This is a genomic window from Micromonospora citrea (assembly GCF_900090315.1).
In the GTDB taxonomy this organism is placed as follows: domain Bacteria; phylum Actinomycetota; class Actinomycetes; order Mycobacteriales; family Micromonosporaceae; genus Micromonospora; species Micromonospora citrea.
In genome coordinates this window covers 5,038,314-5,056,010 of the sequence record NZ_FMHZ01000002.1, presented here as the reverse complement: position 1 = coordinate 5,056,010, position 17,697 = coordinate 5,038,314, and the positions used below count along the sequence as shown (strand labels likewise).

Below are 17,697 nucleotides of genomic sequence, written 5' to 3'. Positions count from 1 at the left end.
CGGATCGCCGCCGGGATGGGTGCGCTGGCGCTCGTCGCGGCGGGCGTCGCCGGCTGCGGGGGCCGCCAGGACGGCGCCACCAAGGACGACGCCGCGAGCGAGGTCACCTGCAAGGTCACCGAGAACACCCGCGTCGGCATCGCCACCGGCAACGCCACCGGCGTCTACTACGTGGTCGGCAACGCCCTCGCCGGCCAGCTCTCCGGCACGACCGACGGCAAGCTGAGCGGCACCGCCGCCGAGACCGGCGCCTCGGTGCAGAACATCGAGCAGCTCGTCGCCGGCCAGTACGACGTCGCCTTCTCGCTGTTCGACACGGCGGTCAACGCGGTGCAGGGCAAGGGCACCTTCACGTCGCCCCAGCCGGTCGAGGCGCTCGCCCGGATCTACGACAACTACACGCAGGTCGTCGTCCGGGCCGACTCGGGGATCAACTCGGTCGCCGACATGAAGGGCAAGAAGATCTCCACGGGCTCCCCGAAGTCCGGCACCGAGGTCATCGCCAACCGGCTGCTGGAGGCCGCCGGCCTCGACCCGGCCAAGGACGTCCAGGCGCAGCGGCTGGACCTGACCAAGACCGTCGAGGGCGTCAAGGACGGCAGCATCGACGGCCTCTTCTGGTCGGGCGGCGTGCCCACGGGCGGCGTGACCGACCTGTTCACCACCGCCGGCGACAAGGTGAAGTTCATCGACATCACCCCGCTGCTACCGAAGATGGCCGAGCTCAACCCCGCGTACCAGGCGGGCACCATCGCCGCCGACGTCTACAAGACGACGGCGGACACCCCGACCATCGTGGTGCCGAACGTGCTGCTGGTCCGCAAGAACCTCAACGCCGACGTGGCGTGCGCGATCACCCGGACGGTGTTCGACAAGAAGGACGCCCTGGCCCAGGCCAACCCGGCGGCCAAGGGCATCAGCCTGGAGACCGCCCGCAAGACCGAGCCCGTGCCGCTGCACCGCGGCGCGGCCAAGGCGCTGCAGGACCTCGGCGCGAGCTGACCCGCCGGTGCCGGGTCCGGGCGACGCCCCGGACCCGGCACCCTCCCGACCCACCCCCGGAAGGCCCGAGTGTCGCTCCCCGACCCCGCCCGCGTGCGCCGGCACAACCGCTCCGCCGACCACACCGACCGGCTCTGGTCAGTACGCACCCAACTGCTCGCGCCCATCCTGGTGGCCACGATCGGCCTGGTGGTGCTGGGCGCCACCCAGACCGCCACCGCCCTGGACGCCTCCGCCGACGCCGACCGGGCCCGGGTGCTGGCCGGCACCGCCACGGCCACCGTGCGCCTCGTGCACGAGCTGGAGCGGGAACTCGGCGAGACGGCGGCGCTGCGCCAGCGGGGCGGCTCGACCGGCCGTCCCCTCGTCGACGCGCAACGACGGCGGGTCGACACCTCCGTCGAGCGGTACCGGGGCGCCAGCCGGGACGCCCGCCGCGCCGCCCCGGACCTCGACCAGGTGCTCGACGGCGCCGACGCGCAGCTCGACCGGCTCGCCCCGGCCCGCCAGACCGCGCTGGGCGCCACCACCGCCGACGCGACCTACCTGGCGCTTGTCGAGTCGCTGCTCGCCGTCGCCGACGCGCTGCCCGCCCAGCTCCGCGACCGTGGCCTGGCCAACGGGGCGCGGGAGGTGGCGACGGTGGCCGCCCAGGAACACCTCGCCGCCCTGGAACGCGACCTGCTGCGGACCGTCTTCGTCCGTGGGGCGCTGGTCGACGGCGAGCTGGTCCGCCTCGGCCAGCTGCGCGGCGCCCAGGAGCAGCGCCAGGCCGAGTTCTCGCGGATCGCCGGCCGGCGGTCGGCGGACGCGTACACCCGGTTGGTGGCGGGCAACGACGTCTCCACGGCCCGGCGGATGCGGGACAGCGCCCTCAACGCCGAGGCCGAACCGGCCGGGCTCCGGGCCGACGGCGACGCCTGGTACGTGGCGCAGAGCGGCGCGATCCGCCGCTACAACCTGCTCGGCCGCGAGCTGTCCGAGAACCTCGACCGGCAGGCGGTCGAGCTGGCCCGGGACGCCGAGCGGCGCGCCCTGGTGACCGGTGGCGCGACCACCGCCGTCGCGCTGGCGTCACTGATCACCGCCGTGCTGCTCGCCGTGCGCACCAGCCGCCGGCTGCGCCGGCTGCGGGCCGCCGCGCTGGCCATGGCCCACCGCGAGCTGCCCGAGCGGATCACCGCGATCTCGGCGGGCGGCGGCGCGCCGGGCGAGGGTGAGGCGAGCCGGATCACCGCCGGCATCCGACAGGGACGCGACGAGATCGCCCAGGTGGCCGAGGCCTTCGACACCGTGAACCAGGCCGCGCTGCGGCTGGCCGGTGAGCAGGCCGAGCTGCGCATGGACGTGACCCGGATGGTCGAGGCGCTGGCCCGGCGCATCCGTACCCTGATCACCCGGCAGTTGCGGCTGCTCGACGAGTTCGAACGGGAGGAGACCGACCCGGACGCGCTGTCCCGGCTCTTCGCGCTGGACCACCTCGCCGCCCGGATGCGGCGCAACGGCGAGAACCTGCTGGTCCTCGCCGGCGGCGAGCCCGGACGCGCGCAGGAGGGCGCACACCTGCTGGCCGACGTCGTACGGGCCGCGGCGTCCGAGATCGAGGACTATCCCCGGGTCGACGTCGACGTGCCCGCCGTGGCGGTGGACGGCGCCGCCGTCGGCAACCTGGTGCACCTGCTCGCCGAGCTGCTGGAGAACGCCGCCGTCTACTCCCCACCGCACACCCATGTGCACGTCGACGGCCGGCGCACGATCGACGGTCTGACGCTGCGGGTGCACGACCAGGGCATCGGCATCGGCGACAACCGCCTGGGGGCGATCAACGAACGGCTCCGGATGCCGGCGACGCTGTCCAGCGCGGCGGCCGGCAGCATGGGCCTGCACGTGGTGTCGCACCTGGCGGCGCGGCACGGGGTACGCGTACAACTGCACAACACCGGCGCGGGCACCGTGGCGCAGGTGGACATCCCGGAGTCGGTGTTGACCCGGATGGAGGCGGTGGCCGCGCGTCCCGCCACGGACCCCACCGCCGGCCTCGGCCGGCCGGTGGCCGGCGCCGCCCCGGGCGGCGGCCCGGCCACCATCCCGATGTCCGTGCCGACCGCCGGCCGGCCGGCGGTCGACGCGATGGCCGGCACGACCGCCTGGTTCCAACCGCGCTCCGCCGCGGCGTCCCCGCCGGCGCCGGTGGCCGGCCGCCCGGCCTATCCGGCCGACATGACCAGCGTCCACCGCGCGCCGACGGTCGCGTTGCCCGTGCTCGGGGCACCGACCGCCGGTCGCCCACCGATGGGAGCGACGCACCCGATGACACCCGCGCAGCCCACGCCACCGCCGCAGCCGGCGGGCCCACCCCCGTCGCCGGCCGCCCCGGGCGTCACCGGAGCCGGGCTGCCCCGGCGCACCCGGGGCAGCCAGCTGCCCGCCGCCCTGCACGACGTCCCCGCGCCGCGTCCGAAGGACGACCTGCTCGATCCTGAGACGGTGCGGTCGAGGCTGTCCGCGCTCTCCGAGGGCGTGGCCGCCGCGTCGCGTACCCAGCAGACGACACCCACCAGGAGAACCACATGAACCACCCTTCCGCGAGCGCCGGCCTCGACTGGCTGCTGGCCAACTTCGCCGAGCAGGTGCCGGACGTGTCGCACGCCCTCGCGGTCTCCGGCGACGGGCTGCGCCTGGCGGCGTCGCCCCACCTCGCGACGGATCAGGTCGACCAGCTCGCCGCCGTGATCAGCGGCCTGGCCAGCCTGACCGTCGGCGCCGCCCGGCTGATGTCCGCCGGCCGGGTACGCCAGCAGATCGTCGACATGGACGGCGGCGTGCTGCTGGTGATGGCGGTCGGTGAGCGTGCGCTCGTCGGGGTGCTGGCCGCGCCGGGCTGCGACCTGGGCCAGGTCGGCTACGAGACCGCCATGCTGGTCCAGCGGGTGGCGGAGGCGCTGGAACCGGCGGTCCGGTCGTGACCGGACGGTTGTCCCGGCTGCTGGCGGGTCTGCTGGTGGGCGTGACCGTGCTCGCCGCCGCCGGCTGCGGCGCCGAGGACGAGGGCCCGCAGCCGTGGCACGGCGGGCGGATCTTCCTCGCCACCGGCAACACCACCGGCGTCTACTACCAGCTCGGCGGCGGCTACGCGGACATCATCAGCCGGCACCTGCCCGGCTACGAGGCCCGGGCCGAACCGACCGGCGCGTCGGTGGAGAACATCAACCGGCTGGCCAGCGGCGACATGGAGATCGCCTTCAGTCTCGCGGACACCGCGGCGGACGCCGCCCAGGGACGCGGGGCCTTCGAGGGGCAGCCCCAGCGGGTACGGGCGCTGGCCCGCGTCTACAGCAACTACACCCACGTGATCGTCCGCGTCGACGCCAAGATCGGGAAGCTGTCGGAGCTGCGTGGCAAGCGGGTCTCCACCGGTTCGCCGAAGTCGGGCACGGACATCGTCGCGGGGCGGCTGCTGACCGCCGCCGGGCTCGACCCCGACAGGGACGTCCGCCGCGCCACCCTGTCGCTGCCCGAGACGGTGAAGCGGATGCGCGCGGGCACCCTCGACGCGATGTTCTTCGCCGGCGGCCTGCCCACCCCGGGCGTCGCCGACCTGCTGGCCAGCGCGCCGGGGAAGTTCGCGCTGCTGCCGATCGCCGACCTGATCGAGCCGCTCACCGCGAAGTACGGCGCGGTCTACACGACGGCGGAGCTGCCGAAGGAGGTCTACAAGACCAGGCGCGGCACGCCGACGGTCACGGTGGCGAACATCATCCTGGTCAGCGCCGACATGCCGGACCAGTTGGCGTACGACCTGACGCGGCTGCTCTTCACCTATCAGGCCGACCTGGTCAGCGTGCACCCGGAGGGGGGCAACTTCACCCGGCAGAGCGCCGCCGGCACCGACCCGATCCCGCTGCACCCCGGCGCGGCCCGGTTCTACCGCAGCGGCTGACCGGCGCCGGTCAGGCGTCCGCCGGGGCGGTGGCGGTCAGGCGTCCGCCGGGGCGGTGGCGGCGCGGGCCTCGGCCACGAGGCGGTCGGTCTCGGCGAGCACGTCCGGGTCGTCCGCCGGGGTGCCGGGGTCGAGGCGCACCGTCCAGGTCAGACCGTCCACGCCGGGCACCCGCCGGGCGGCGATCCGGCCGGCGCCGCCGGGCACCGGGTGGTGCCGGGTGTACGCCACCGAGCCGGTGACCCGCTGCCGCACCTGGTGCGGCAGCTCCCCCGGGTCGAGCAGCAGGTGGGTCTCGGCGGGGCCGTCCGCCACCACCAGATAGCCGTCGCGTTCGGCGATCCGTTCCGCCGGCGTGACGGCCAGCTCCCGGCCGGACCACACCGCCTTGAGGATGTCGTGCCAGCCCAGCCGGTGCGCCCGGCCGGGCAGCCAGAGCCCGAGGTTGCTGGCCACCACCACGCCGCCGCCCTCGCCGTTGCCGGCCGCGGCCCAGGCGAGCACCCGCTCGTCGGTGGCCAGCGGCGGGCGGTCGGCCGGCGGCAGCTTCGGCCTGCGGCGGAACAGTCCCATCTACAGTCCTCCCGCGGCCTGCTCGCGCAACGCCCGGGCGTGCTGCTCCAGCGAGAGCAGCTCGCCGAAGGCGGCGAAGTACTCGTCCTTGTTGTTGACCGGGTTGATCCGCTGGATCCGGGACTTCAGATCCCTGATCCGGCCGGTCACCGAGCCCCACTGCAACCGGGCCATGGTGACCGAGACGTAGCGCGGGTCGGGCTCCCCGTCGATGCGCAGCGGCTCGACGGCCAGCTCGCCCACGAGCGCCCGGGCCGCGAGGTCCTCGCAGGCGTCGCGGACCGACTCGATCCAGACCGCGCCGCCGGTCGCCGTGGCGGCCCCGCCGACGGCAGCGACCGCCGCCCGCACCGCCACGTGCACGGGGTGGCGGTATTCGGACGCCTCGACCGCGTCGAACATCGGCCCGGCCAGCACGGGTTCCTGGAGGGCGAGCTTGAGCGCCTCCCGCTCCACCATCGACTGCGGGTTGTCGACGACCGGCTCGGCCGGGGCGGGCCGGGACGGCGGCGGGGCGTCCCGGCCGGTGGGGGCGGATCCGGCGGCCAGCACGGCCCGCTGCACCGGCTCGATCTCCATGCCGAGGTCGCCGGCGAGCTTGCGGACGTACTCCGGGCGCTTCTCCCGGTCCTTGATCTTGGCGACCAGCGGCGCGGCCCGGCGCATCGCCTCCACCCGGCCGTCGACGGTGTCGAGGTCGTACCGGTTGATCACGTGGCGCAGCGCGAAGTCGACGAGCGGCTCGCGGCGGGCGACCAGGTCGCGGACCGCCATGTCGCCCTTGGCCAGGCGCAGGTCGCACGGGTCCATGTTGTCGGGGCTGACCGCGATGAAGGTGCGCCCGACGAAGCGCTGGTCGTCCTCGAACGCCCGCAGCGCGGCCTTCTGCCCGGCGGCGTCCCCGTCGAAGGTGAAGATGATCTCGCCGGCCCGCTCGTCGCTGTCGAAGAGCACCCGGCGCAGCACGGCGATGTGGTCGGCGCCGAACGCCGTGCCGCAGGTCGCCACCGCCGTCGGCACGTCCGCCAGGTGGCAGGCCATCACGTCGGTGTAGCCCTCGACGACCACCACCTTGCCCTGCTTGGCGATCTCCCGCTTGGCCTGGTCGATGCCGTAGAGGACGTGCGACTTCTTGTAGATCGGCGTCTCGGGGGTGTTGAGGTATTTCGGGCCGTCGTCGTCGTCGAAGAGCTTCCGCGCGCCGAAGCCGATGACGTCGCCGGTGATGTCGCGGATCGGCCACATCAGCCGGCGGCGGAACCGGTCGATCAGCGTGCCGGAGCGCGACGGCCGGGACAGCCCTCCGGTGACCAGCTCGTCGTGGGTGAAGCCCTGCTGGCGCAGGTGTTTGGTGAGCAGGTCCCAGGCGTCCGGGGCGAACCCGCAGCCGTAGCGCTCGGCGGCGGCCCGGTCGAAGCCGCGCCGGGCCAGGAACTCCCGGGCCGGGCGCGCGCCGGCCGTGGTGAGCTGGGCGCGGTAGAAGTCGACGGCGGCGGCGTGCGCGGCGACGAGGCGCTGCCGCTGCCCCTGCTGCGGGCGGGGCCGGGGCGCGGCGGAGTCGCCCTCGACGTAGCGCAGCTGGATGCCGGCCCGGGCGGCGAGCCGCTCGACCGACTCGACGAAGCTCAGGTGCTCCGCGTCCATCAGGAACTTGATCGCGTCGCCGCCGGCGCCGCAGCCGAAGCAGTACCAGACGTTGCGGGCGGGCGAGACGTTGAACGACGGGCTCTTCTCGTCGTGGAACGGGCACAGGCCCTTGAGGTTGCCGCCGCCGGCCGACTTCAGGGTCACCGTCTCGGAGATGACGTCCGCGATCGAGGTGCGCTCCCGGACCAGCGCGATGTCCTCGTCCCGGATCCGCCCAGCCATGTCCGCCACCCCCTCGTCGTACATCCTGCCCTGCCCGGTCGGCGGCGCGACGCCGGGGGAGGTCGTGCGCTCCACCGGGCCCACTCGCGGGCGCGGCCGGCGCGGCCGGTCGGTCGCCGCGACCGGCGCTACTCCCCGGGCGGCCGCCGCCGGCCGGCGGCCTCGGCCGGGTCACCCCGCCCCGGCATGGCGGCGAGCAGGGTGTCGAGCGCCTGCCGCTCGCTGCTTTCGGCGCGCGGGTCAGCGGGGGCGGCGCCGCAGGTAGCGCCGCACCGGCGGCGGGTCCTCCTCGTCGTACGAGCGGGCGGCCCGGATCGCGGCGGCCAGGCCGGAGCGGCGTACCCGGGAGGGCGGGTTGACCGCCGGGTCGCGGGCCATCTCGCGGACCAGCGCGACGGCCAGGCCGAGCATGACCACCACGAACGGCAGCGCGACCAGGATCGTCGCCTGTTGCAACGCGTCCAGCCCGCCGACGAGCAGCAGCACGGCGGCGACCGCGCCGATCAGCACCCCCCAGACCACCACCAGCGCGCGGTGCGGGCGCAGCGCCCCCCGGGAGGTCAGCGAGCCGAGCACCAGCGAGGCCGAATCGGCGCTGGTGACGAAGTACAGCGCGATCAGCACCATCGCCAGCACGCTGGTCAGGGACGCCAACGGCAGCCCGTCCAGCAGGCCGAAGAGGGCCTGCTCGGTGCCCGCGCCGACGTCGGCGACGAGATCCCTGGCGCCGGTGGCCTGCGCTCGCAGAGCGCTGCCGCCCATCACCGCGAACCAGACCGCGCTGGCCCCGCTCGGCACCAGCAGCACCCCGACGAGGAACTGCCGGACGGTGCGGCCCCGGGAGATGCGGGCGATGAAGGTGCCCACGAAGGGCGCCCACGAGATCCACCACGCCCAGTAGAAGATCGTCCAGGAGCCGAGCCACGACGGGTCGGAGAACGCGCCGGTGCGGGTGGACATGAAGACCAGGTTGCTCAGGTAGTCGCCGACCGAGGCCGGCAGCACCTCCAGGGTGTAGACGGTCGGCCCGACCACGAAGACGAAGAGCATCAGCAGCACCGCCAACAGCACGTTGGTGGTGGAGAGCCACTTGATGCCCCGGTGCAGCCCGGAGAAGGCGGAGATCACGAAGGCCAGGGTGAGCGCGCCGATCACCACCAGTTCCACCGTGGTGGTGTCCGGAACCCCCGCCACCAGGTCGAGGCCGGCGGCGACCTGGAGCGCGCCGAGGCCGAGACTGGTCGCCGAGCCGAACACGGTCGCGAAGACGGCCAGCAGGTCGATCGCGCGGCCGGCCGCGCCGTCGGCACGCCGCCCGAGCAGGGGGCGGAAGGCGGCCGAGATGCGGTTCTCCCGGCCCTTGCGGAAGGTCGAGTACGCCAACGCGAGCGCGACGAGCGCGTAGATCCCCCAGGGGTGCAGGGTCCAGTGGAAGAGGGTGTACTGCATCGCCGTCGCACCGGCCGCGCCGGTCTGCGCCGCGACGCCGGTGGCCGGCGGCGGCGTCGCGTAGTGCTGGATGGGTTCGGCGACGGCGAAGAAGACCAGGCCGATCCCCATCCCGGCGCTGAACATCATGGCCACCCAGGCCAGCGTGCTGAACTCCGGTTCGTCGTCGTCGGCGCCGAGCCGGATCCGGCCGAACCTCGTCGCGGCGATGACCACCGAGAGCACGAGGAAGGCGTCGGCGGCCACGACGAAGAACCACCCGAAGGTGTCGATCACCCAGGCCAGGCCGGACTCGCCGAAGCCGGCCAGGGAACCGCGGGCCAGCACGCCCCACGCCACCACGGCCAGCACGCCGCCGACGCTGAGCGCCAGCACCACCCGGTCGACCCTGCCGACGGCCGGCGCGTGGTCGCGTACCTGCTCGCTCATGGTCACCCCCCGCCCATCCTGCTGGGCGCGGGGGCGACGCACGCGGTTATCGCAGGAACCCCACCGGGCGGCCGGTCAGGCCGGGACGGCGGCGGACTCCTCGGCCTCGACCTGGCGGTTCCAGTCGGGCTTGGTGGCGCGCCAGCCCTCGTCGTCCATGCCCCGGCGCCAGTAGCCCGAGATGGAGAGCCGGTCGCGCGGGACGCCGCGCTCCACCCGGAGCAGCCGGCGCAGCTCCTTGACGAAGGTGGCCTCGCCGTGGACGAAGGCGTGCACCTCGCCGGGCGGGAACTCCAGGTCGCGGACCGCCGCGACCAGCGCCTGCCCGACCGGGCGGTCGCCCCGGTGCAGCCAGGTCAGGCGCACCGCGCCCGGGCTGGCCAGCGGCTGCTCCTCCGCCGGGTCGGCGACCTCGACGAACGCGAGCGCCGGGGCGCCGGCCGGCAGCCGCTCCAGGGCGGCGGCGATCGCCGGCAGCGCGCTCTCGTCGCCGACGAGCAGGTGCCAGTCGGCGTCGGGGCTCGGGGCGTACGCGCCGCCGGGGCCGACGAAACGCACCGGGTCGCCGGGGCGCAGCGCGGCGGCCCACGGCCCGGCGAGCCCCTCGTCGCCGTGGTGCACGACGTCGACGGTCAACTCCCCGGCCAGCGGGTCCCAGGCGCGCACCGTGTAGGCCCGCAGCCGGGGCCACTGCTCGCGCGGCAGTTCACGCCGGATCGCGGCGAGGTCCATGGGGCTCGGGTAGTCGACGCCCGACACCGGAAATACGATCTTGATGTAGTGGTCGGTGAACTCGCCCACGGGCAGGCCGGTCAGCTCCTCGCCGCCGAGCACGAGCCGGATCAGGTGGGGGGTGGGCCGCTCGGTGCGCAGTACGCGGGCGGACGTGACCTTCTTCGGGCGCTCCGTCATGCTGGTTAGGCTAACCTAACTTGCTCGGGCCGCCCATTCCCCCTCGCCCCGGGGCACGCACCAGCCGCTCGTGCCAGGCCACGGCCGCCGGGTCGGTCAGCGAGGCGACCTGGTCGATCACCACCCGCAGCCGGGCGGCGTCGTCCGGCGCGGCCCGCCAGAGCGGGCCGAAGACCGGGTCCAGCCCCTCCGGCGCCCGGTCGGCCAGGGCGTGCACCAGCTCGGCCAGCACCTCCCGCTGCCGCCGGTAGCGGTCCTCCGCGCCGGGGCGGCGCATGACGTACCGCAGGGCGATGCCCTTGAGCAGCGCGCACCGCGCCCGGGTCGGCCGGGGCACCACGAGGTCGGCCGCGTACCGGCGGTGCGGGCCGGGGCCGTGCCGCTCCCGCGTGGCCGCCACCACGGTCGACACGAACCGGCCGGTCAGCACGCTCGTGGTCGCCTTCAGCGCGGCCTGCGCGCGGTGGCTGCCGTCGTAGCCGGCCAGCGGCGCGAGCACCGGATCGCCGAGCAGTTCCCGCAGCACCTCGTCGAGGTCGGCCGGGGACTCGCCGGAGTAGGTGGCCGCGACGTCGGCGCAGAGCGCCGCCCGCTCGTCTGGGTCGTCGAGCAGCCGCAGCGCGACGTACCCGCCGTGGATGCCGTCCTCGACGTCGTGCACCGAGTACGCGACGTCGTCGGCCCAGTCCATCACCTGCGCCTCCAGGCAGCGCCGCGCGTCACCGCCGCCGGACGCGGGCGGGCCGGCCGGGGCCCCGGCCCGCAGCCAGCCGAAGACGGGCAGGTCGTCGGCGTACACCCCGAACTTGCGGGTGCCGGGGCGGCGGGGCCACGGGTACTTGCTGACCGCGTCGAGCGAGGCGCGGGTGAGGTTGAGGCCGGCGGACGTGCCGTCCGGGGCGACCACCTTGGCCTCCAGCCGGGTCAGCACCCGCAGCGTCTGCGCGTTGCCCTCGAAGCCGCCGCAGCCGGCGGCCAACTCGTCGAGCGCGTCCTCGCCGTTGTGCCCGAACGGCGGGTGCCCCAGGTCGTGGGCGAGCCCGGCGGTGTCCACCACGTCGGGGTCGCAGCCCAGCCGGGCGCCCATCTCCCGGGCGATCTGCGCGACCTCCAGCGAGTGGGTCAGCCGGGTACGCAGGAAGTCGTCGGTGCCGGCGGTGTGCACCTGGGTCTTCGCGGCGAGCCGCCGGAACGCGGCCGAGTGCAGCACCCGGGCCCGGTCCCGCTCGTACGCCGACCGCCCGTAGCCGGTGTCCTTCGGCGGTTCGCCGACCCGGCGGGCGGTGTCCGGGTCGTCCGGCCCCGGACGCTCAGTCCCCACGCTGCCGCAGCACGCAGAACTCGTTGCCCTCCGGGTCGGCGAGCACGGTCCACTCGACGTCACCCTGGCCGATGTCGACGTGCCGGGCGCCCATGTCGACCAACCGCTCGACCTCGGCCTCCTGGTCGTCGGGGCGCAGGTCGATGTGCAGCCGGTTCTTGGTCTCCTTGTCGTCGCCGACGGGCACGAAGGTGAGGCCCGGGAGCCGGTCGGCGGACCGGCGGATCTCCACCGCCCCGTCCGGCTCCTCGGTCACCACCTGGTAGCCCAGTGCCTCGGCCCACCAGCGGGCGAGCCGGGCCGGGTCCCGGGCGTCGACGGTCAGGCTCTCCCAGACGCTGCTCATGTCGATCAGGTTACGCCCGGGTGGCCCGGACGGCTCGGTGGCGGACCCGCGCCCCGGGTCCGCCACCGACTGGCCGTACTCGTCCGGGCTCAGCGGCTGTCGGAGCCGTCCGTCTCCACCGCGGCGCGGCCGGCCTCCAGCCGGGCGACGGGCACCCGGAAGGGCGAGCAGGAGACGTAGTCCAGCCCCACCTCGTGGAAGAAGTGCACCGAGTCCGGGTCGCCGCCGTGCTCGCCGCAGACGCCGAGCTTCAGCTCCGGCCGGGCGGCCCGGCCCTCCTCCGCGGCGATCCGGACGAGCCGGCCCACGCCGTCCCGGTCGATGGACTCGAACGGCGAGATGCCGAAGATGCCCAGCTCCAGGTAGCGCCAGAAGAACGCGCCCTCGACGTCGTCGCGGGAGAATCCCCAGCCCATCTGGGTCAGGTCGTTGGTGCCGAAGGAGAAGAACTGTGCCGCCTCGGCGATCTGGCCGGCGGTCAGCGCCGCCCGGGGCACCTCGATCATCGTGCCGATCAGCACCTCGACCGGCTGCTCCCGGGTCACCTCGGCGATGATCCGCTCCGCCTCGGCCCGTACCGTCTCCAGCTCCTGCACCGCCCCGACCAGCGGCACCATGATCTCCGGACGCGGCGTGCGGCCGTCCCGGGCGCACTCGACCGCAGCCTCGACGATCGCGCGGACCTGCATCGCGAACAGGCCGGGGATGACCAGGCCGAGGCGTACGCCGCGCAGCCCCAGCATCGGGTTCTGCTCGTGCATCCGGCGGACGGCGGCGAGCAGCGCCTCCTCCTGGGCCACGTCCTCGCCGCGCTCCTGGGCGACCGCCACGTTGACCGCGAGCTGCTCCAGCGGGGGCAGGAACTCGTGCAGCGGCGGGTCGATCAGCCGGACGGTGACCGGCTGCCCGTCCATCTCCCGGAAGATCTCGATGAAGTCGGCCCGCTGCAACGGCAGCAGCGCCGCCAGCGCGGCCTGCCGCTCCGCGTCGTCGCGGGCCAGGATCAGCTTCTCGACCAGCTCGCGCCGGTCGCCGAGGAACATGTGCTCGGTGCGGCAGAGCCCGATGCCCTCCGCGCCGAAGCGCCGGGCCCGGGCGGCGTCCGCGCCGGTGTCGGCGTTCGTCCGCACGGCCAGCCGCCGCTTGGCGTCGGCGTGCGACATGATCCGGTGTACGGCCCTGACCAGCACGTCGTCGGCCTGCTCGGGGTCGAGTTCGCCCTCGAAGTACTGCACCACCTCGGAGGGCATGACCGGCACCTCGCCGAGGTAGACCTTGCCGGTGGTGCCGTCGATGCTGACGACGTCGCCCTCGGTGACCGTCTGCCCGGCGACGGTGAACCGCCGCTGCGGGATGTCGATGTCCAGCTCGTCGGCGCCGGAGACGCAGGTCTTGCCCATCCCCCGGGCCACCACGGCGGCGTGGCTGGTCTTGCCGCCGCGGGAGGTGAGGATGCCCTGGGCCGCGATCATGCCGTTCAGGTCGTCGGGGTTGGTCTCCCGGCGGACCAGGATCACCGACTCCCCCTCGGCGGCCAGCTCGACGGCGCGGGCGGAGGTGAAGACCACCTTGCCCACCGCCGCCCCCGGGGACGCGCCGATGCCCTTGGCGACCGGCTGGAACTCGTGGTCGAGCTGGAAGCGCGGGAACATCAGCTGGGCGAGCTGGGCGCCGTTGACGCGGTGCAGCGCCTCGTCGAGGTCGATCAGCCCTTCGTCGACGAGCTGACCGGCGATGACGAACGCCGCCGCCGCGGTGCGCTTGCCGACCCGCGTCTGGAGCATCCAGAGCTTGCCGCGCTCGATGGTGAACTCGATGTCGCAGAGGTCCTTGTAGTGGCCCTCCAACCGGGCCATGATGCCGAGCAGTTCGTCGTAGGACTTCTTGTCCAGCCGCTCCAGCTCCTGCAACGGCACGGTGTTGCGGATGCCGGCGACGACGTCCTCGCCCTGCGCGTTGGCCAGGTAGTCGCCGTAGATGCCCTGCGCGCCGCTGGCGGGGTCGCGGGTGAACGCGACGCCGGTGCCGGAGTCGGGGCCGAGGTTGCCGAAGACCATCGACACCACGTTGACCGCGGTGCCGAGGTCGGCCGGGATCCGCTCCTGGCGACGGTAGAGCACCGCGCGCTCGGCGTTCCACGACTCGAAGACCGCGCGGATGGCGAGGTCGAGCTGCTCCCGCGGCTCCTGTGGGAAGTCCCGGCCGGTGTGCTTGAGGAAGATCTTCTTGTACTCGTCGACCAGCCCGCGCAGGTCGTCCGCGTCCAGGTCCAGGTCGTTCGTCGTGCCCTTGGCGCGCTTGGCCTCGTCGAGCGCGTGCTCGAACTCCTCGCCCGGCACCTCGCAGACGGTCTTGCCGAACATCTGGATCAGGCGGCGGTAGGAGTCCCAGGCGAACCTGTCGTTGCCGCCCGCCTGGGCGCTCAGCCCGACCACGCTGCGGTCGTTGAGCCCGACGTTGAGGACGGTCTCCATCATGCCGGGCATGGAGAACCTGGCCCCGGAGCGGACGGAGACGAGCAGCGGGTCCTGCGGGTCACCGAGGCGCTTGCCCATCGCCTGCTCCAGCGAGGCGAGGTGGGCGGCGATCTGCTCGGCGAGCCCCTCCGGCTCCTCGCCGGTGGCCAGGTACGCCTTGCAGGCCTCGGTGGTGATGGTGAAGCCCGGGGGCACCGGCAGGCCGAGGTTTGTCATCTCGGCCAGGTTGGCCCCCTTGCCGCCGAGCAGGTCCTTCAGGTCCTTGTTGCCCTCGGCGAAGTCGTAGACGTACTTGTCTGCCGCCGTCTCTTGCGCTGCCACCAGAAGCCTCCCACGCGCGCCGGTAAGACACTTAACGAAGGTTCAGTTGCTCCCATACCCCGGGGCGGACCACCGGTAATCCCGATGCCATGCCGGCTGGTGGGCGAAGGCTAAGCGAACATCGCGTGGCCTGGGAGCGTTCGGTGACAATAGGCACAGCCATCACGACTATCCGCGTTCGTACGGGTTTTTGGGAACGCTTCCACGAGCACGATCACGCAATTCCGGCCCTCCCCCGTACTCTTGACGGCACGCGTTTCGGTGAACTTCACCTTTGCCATAACAGCCGCAAATACACCCCCTCGGAGCCGTCACCGTGGCAACCGTTCCCACCGCCGTCCCGGAACCCCTCGGCCCGTCCGCCGTCAGGCCGGACGACCGGCTGCCCGGCCACGCCGACCTGGCGACCCACGCGCCCGCCGCCGCCGAGCTGGCCCGGGCGGCGGCCCGCACCGCCGGAGACCTGCTCGCCCCGCCGACCCCGGTCCGGCTCGGCGACGTGGTGCCCGCCCCGGAACTGGTCGCGCCGGACCCGGCCGCCGACTTCGTCCTCACCGCCGAGTCGGTCGTCCAGGTGAGCGGCGACGACGCCGCCCGGAACGTGGGCGAGCAGCTCGCCGCCCTGCTCCGGCCCGCCACCGGCTACCCGCTGCCGGTCGCCGACGCCGCCCGGCCGGAGCCCGCCGGCGGCATCGCCCTGGAGCTGGTCGACGCCGGCGACCTCGGCGCGGAGGGCTACCGGCTCGACGTGACGCCCGACGGGGTGCGCCTCCGGGCCGCCACCCCGGCCGGCCTCTTCCTCGGCGTGCAGACGCTGCGGCAACTCCTGCCGGCGGCGATCGAGAGCCGGACGCCGGTCGTCGAGCGCTGGACGCTGTCCGGCGGCTCGATCATCGACCGACCCCGGTTCCCCTACCGGGGCGCGATGCTCGACGTGGCCCGGCACTTCTTCGGCGTGTCGGACGTGCTCCGGGTGATCGACCACCTGGCCCGCTACAAGCTCAACCACCTGCACCTGCACCTCACCGACGACCAGGGCTGGCGGATCGCGGTCGACTCCTGGCCCCGGCTGGCCACCGTCGGCGGGGCGACCGAGGTGGGCGACGGCCCCGGCGGGCACTACACGCGCGACGACTACCGCCGGATCGTGGCCTACGCGGCCCAGCGGCACATCACCGTGGTGCCGGAGATCGACCTGCCGGGGCACACCCACGCGGCGCTGACCGCGTACGGTGAGCTCGCGCCGGACCGGGTCGCACCGCCGCCGTACACCGGCACCGAGGTCGGCTTCAGCTACGTCGACCCGGCCAGCGAGCGGACGTACGAGTTCGTCGCCGACGTGCTCGGCGAGATCGCCGAGCTCACCCCCGGGCCCTGGCTGCACATCGGGGGCGATGAGGCGTTCAAGGTGCTCCCCGACGCCTACGCCGCCTTCGTCGAGCGGGTCCAGCGGATCGTCGCCGGCACCGGCAAGACGGTGGTCGGCTGGCACCAGATCGCGCCCGTCCGGCACGCCGAGGGGCGGGTGCTCCAGTGGTGGGGGACGGCGGGCGAGGACCCGGTCACCGCCGACGCAGTCCGCCGGGGCGCGCGGGTGATCCTCTCCCCCGGAAACCACGCCTACCTCGACATGAAGTACGCCGCCGACACCCCCATCGGGCACGACTGGGCGGGCCTGATCGACCTCCGGCGGTCGTACGACTGGGACCCCGGCGCCCACGTGGCAGACGTCCCGGCCGAGGCGGTGCTCGGGGTGGAGGCGCCGCTGTGGACCGAGTCCGTCACGTCCCGGGCCGAGGTCGAGTTCATGCTCTTCCCGCGGCTGCCCGCGATCGCCGAGCTGGGCTGGTCGCCGCGGACGACGCACGACTGGGCCGGGTTCCGCGACCGGCTCGCCGGGCACGGTCCGCGCTGGTCGGCCGCCGGCATCGCCTTCCACCGCTCGCCGGAGATCCCGTGGCCGACGGAGGCACCGGCTTCCAGCACGCCGGAGACGGCGATCCCCACCCGGCCGGAACCGCCGGCTCCCACCCGACCTCACCCGGCAGTCCCCACCCAGCCGGAAGCACCGGCGCCCACAGCTGTCCTGCGCCAGCCCGGCCCCGAGGACGCCTCCGCACCCACCCGGCCCGCCTGACACCCACACCTCCCCGCACCCCTGCCGAACCGATGAGGACGCCTCCGCACCCACCCGGCCCGCCTGACACCCACACCTCCCCGCACCCCTGCCGAACCGATGAGGACGCCTCCGCACCCACCCGGCCCGCCTGACACCCACACCTCCCCGCACCGCTGTCGAGCTGATGTCGTAGACGATTCAGGGATGCCCGCCCGTCTCGAATCGGACGGCGGACGGGCGGAACGGCGAACGGGGCGCGGCGAACGGACGGGCGGAACGGCGAACGGGGCGCGGCGAACGGACGGGCGGAACGGCGGGCCCGACGGCCGGGGCCTGGACCGGGGCCTTCGTGGTGGGCGCGTTGCTCGGCGAACGCCGCGCCGTCGGGGCGGCGGTTGCCGACGCTGGCCGGAACATGCTGGCCGGGTGGCCGGCCTGCCGGAACAGCGGGCCCAACGGGTCACCCGGCGGGCCCGGCACGCCCGGCTCAGACTCTGACACCCCCGGCTCAGACTCCGGCACGCCCAGCCGGACCCCGACACGCCCGACTGGGGCCTCTGACATGCCCAGACTTCCGGCCCCGGCACCCCCGACTCGGGCCCCCGACACGCCCAGACTCCCGGCCCCGACACGCCCAGACTCCCGGCCCCGGCACCCCCAACTCGGGCCCCGACACGCCCAGACTCCCGACCCCGACACGCCCAGACCTTGGCCCCCGGCACCCTCGGGTCAGACTCCGGCACGCCCAGACTCCGGGCCCCGGCACGCCCGACTGGGCCCGACACGCCCAGACCTTGGCCCCCGGCACCCCCCGGGGTCGGGCCTCGGCACGCCCCGACTCAGGGCCCGGCTCGGGCAGGCGGGACTGGTGAATCGTTTACGACATCAGCTCGACAGGGCGCTCGCGGTGCCATGCTCACCCGACGACCGACGGCGGCA

Annotated in this window: 12 protein-coding genes; 5 read left to right on the top strand and 7 right to left on the bottom strand. The window is 74.3% G+C overall.

Annotated features, from left to right (window positions below):
* Window positions 1-15: 15 nt before the first annotated feature.
* The 4 genes from GA0070606_RS23210 to GA0070606_RS23195 all read left to right on the top strand — a co-directional run bounded on the left by GA0070606_RS23210 (window position 16) and on the right by GA0070606_RS23195 (window position 4,942).
* Complete coding sequence (locus tag GA0070606_RS23210) at window positions 16-1,002, top strand: TAXI family TRAP transporter solute-binding subunit (RefSeq protein ID WP_425413110.1); 987 nt, start codon at window positions 16-18, stop codon at window positions 1,000-1,002.
* 69 nt (window positions 1,003-1,071) lie between these two features.
* Window positions 1,072-3,576: a sensor histidine kinase gene (locus GA0070606_RS23205; RefSeq protein WP_141721769.1), complete on the top strand. Its 2,505-nt coding sequence runs from the start codon at window positions 1,072-1,074 to the stop codon at window positions 3,574-3,576.
* Window positions 3,573-3,968, top strand: coding sequence for a roadblock/LC7 domain-containing protein (locus GA0070606_RS23200; RefSeq protein WP_091104175.1), 396 nt, complete (start codon window positions 3,573-3,575; stop codon window positions 3,966-3,968). Before GA0070606_RS23205 ends, GA0070606_RS23200 begins: the two co-directional genes overlap by 4 nt.
* Entirely contained in the window at window positions 3,965-4,942 is a 978-nt protein-coding gene (locus GA0070606_RS23195) for a TAXI family TRAP transporter solute-binding subunit (protein WP_091104172.1), read from the top strand. Before GA0070606_RS23200 ends, GA0070606_RS23195 begins: the two co-directional genes overlap by 4 nt.
* A 36-nt stretch (window positions 4,943-4,978) precedes the next feature.
* Here GA0070606_RS23195 and GA0070606_RS23190 read toward each other — a convergent pair whose 3' ends face one another.
* The 7 genes from GA0070606_RS23190 to ppdK form a co-directional block, all read right to left on the bottom strand.
* The gene (locus tag GA0070606_RS23190) at window positions 4,979-5,515 is read right to left on the bottom strand and encodes a hypothetical protein (RefSeq protein ID WP_091104170.1); all 537 of its coding nucleotides are present in this window, start codon (window positions 5,513-5,515) and stop codon (window positions 4,979-4,981) included.
* The gene (dnaG, locus tag GA0070606_RS23185; RefSeq protein ID WP_091108065.1) at window positions 5,516-7,408 is read right to left on the bottom strand and encodes a DNA primase; all 1,893 of its coding nucleotides are present in this window, start codon (window positions 7,406-7,408) and stop codon (window positions 5,516-5,518) included.
* 216 nt (window positions 7,409-7,624) lie between these two features.
* Window positions 7,625-9,262: a BCCT family transporter gene (locus GA0070606_RS23180; protein WP_091108064.1), complete on the bottom strand. Its 1,638-nt coding sequence runs from the start codon at window positions 9,260-9,262 to the stop codon at window positions 7,625-7,627.
* Window positions 9,263-9,337: 75 nt separating this feature from the next.
* Window positions 9,338-10,174 (bottom strand): siderophore-interacting protein, encoded by an 837-nt coding sequence (locus GA0070606_RS23175; RefSeq protein ID WP_091104168.1) that lies wholly within the window; start codon window positions 10,172-10,174, stop codon window positions 9,338-9,340.
* Between the two features lie 10 nt (window positions 10,175-10,184).
* Window positions 10,185-11,495, bottom strand: a complete 1,311-nt coding sequence (locus GA0070606_RS23170; RefSeq protein ID WP_091104165.1) for a deoxyguanosinetriphosphate triphosphohydrolase — start codon at window positions 11,493-11,495, stop codon at window positions 10,185-10,187.
* Complete coding sequence (locus tag GA0070606_RS23165; RefSeq protein ID WP_091108062.1) at window positions 11,485-11,841, bottom strand: VOC family protein; 357 nt, start codon at window positions 11,839-11,841, stop codon at window positions 11,485-11,487. The genes GA0070606_RS23170 and GA0070606_RS23165 overlap by 11 nt, the downstream gene beginning before the upstream one ends.
* 89 nt (window positions 11,842-11,930) lie before the next feature.
* Window positions 11,931-14,639, bottom strand: coding sequence for a pyruvate, phosphate dikinase (ppdK, locus tag GA0070606_RS23160; protein WP_091104162.1), 2,709 nt, complete (start codon window positions 14,637-14,639; stop codon window positions 11,931-11,933).
* Between the two features lie 316 nt (window positions 14,640-14,955).
* Here ppdK and GA0070606_RS23155 point away from each other — a divergent pair, with 316 nt between their 5' ends.
* Window positions 14,956-16,776 carry a beta-N-acetylhexosaminidase gene (locus GA0070606_RS23155; RefSeq protein ID WP_425413065.1) on the top strand — a complete coding sequence of 607 codons (1,821 nt, stop codon included), beginning with the start codon at window positions 14,956-14,958 and terminating at the stop codon, window positions 16,774-16,776.
* Window positions 16,777-17,697: the final 921 nt, after the last annotated feature.

What these genes read in the sequence shown, in the direction of transcription:
- GA0070606_RS23210 (WP_425413110.1), top strand. Translation starts at nt 16, where the DNA reads ATGGGTGCGCTGGCGCTCGTCGCGGCGGGCGTCGCCGGCTGCGGGGGC.
- GA0070606_RS23175 (WP_091104168.1), bottom strand. Translation starts at nt 10,174, where the DNA reads ATGACGGAGCGCCCGAAGAAGGTCACGTCCGCCCGCGTACTGCGCACC.
- GA0070606_RS23165 (WP_091108062.1), bottom strand. Translation starts at nt 11,841, where the DNA reads ATGAGCAGCGTCTGGGAGAGCCTGACCGTCGACGCCCGGGACCCGGCC.
- GA0070606_RS23190 (WP_091104170.1), bottom strand. Translation starts at nt 5,515, where the DNA reads ATGGGACTGTTCCGCCGCAGGCCGAAGCTGCCGCCGGCCGACCGCCCG.
- dnaG (WP_091108065.1), bottom strand. Translation starts at nt 7,408, where the DNA reads ATGTACGACGAGGGGGTGGCGGACATGGCTGGGCGGATCCGGGACGAG.
- GA0070606_RS23200 (WP_091104175.1), top strand. Translation starts at nt 3,573, where the DNA reads ATGAACCACCCTTCCGCGAGCGCCGGCCTCGACTGGCTGCTGGCCAAC.
- GA0070606_RS23180 (WP_091108064.1), bottom strand. Translation starts at nt 9,262, where the DNA reads ATGAGCGAGCAGGTACGCGACCACGCGCCGGCCGTCGGCAGGGTCGAC.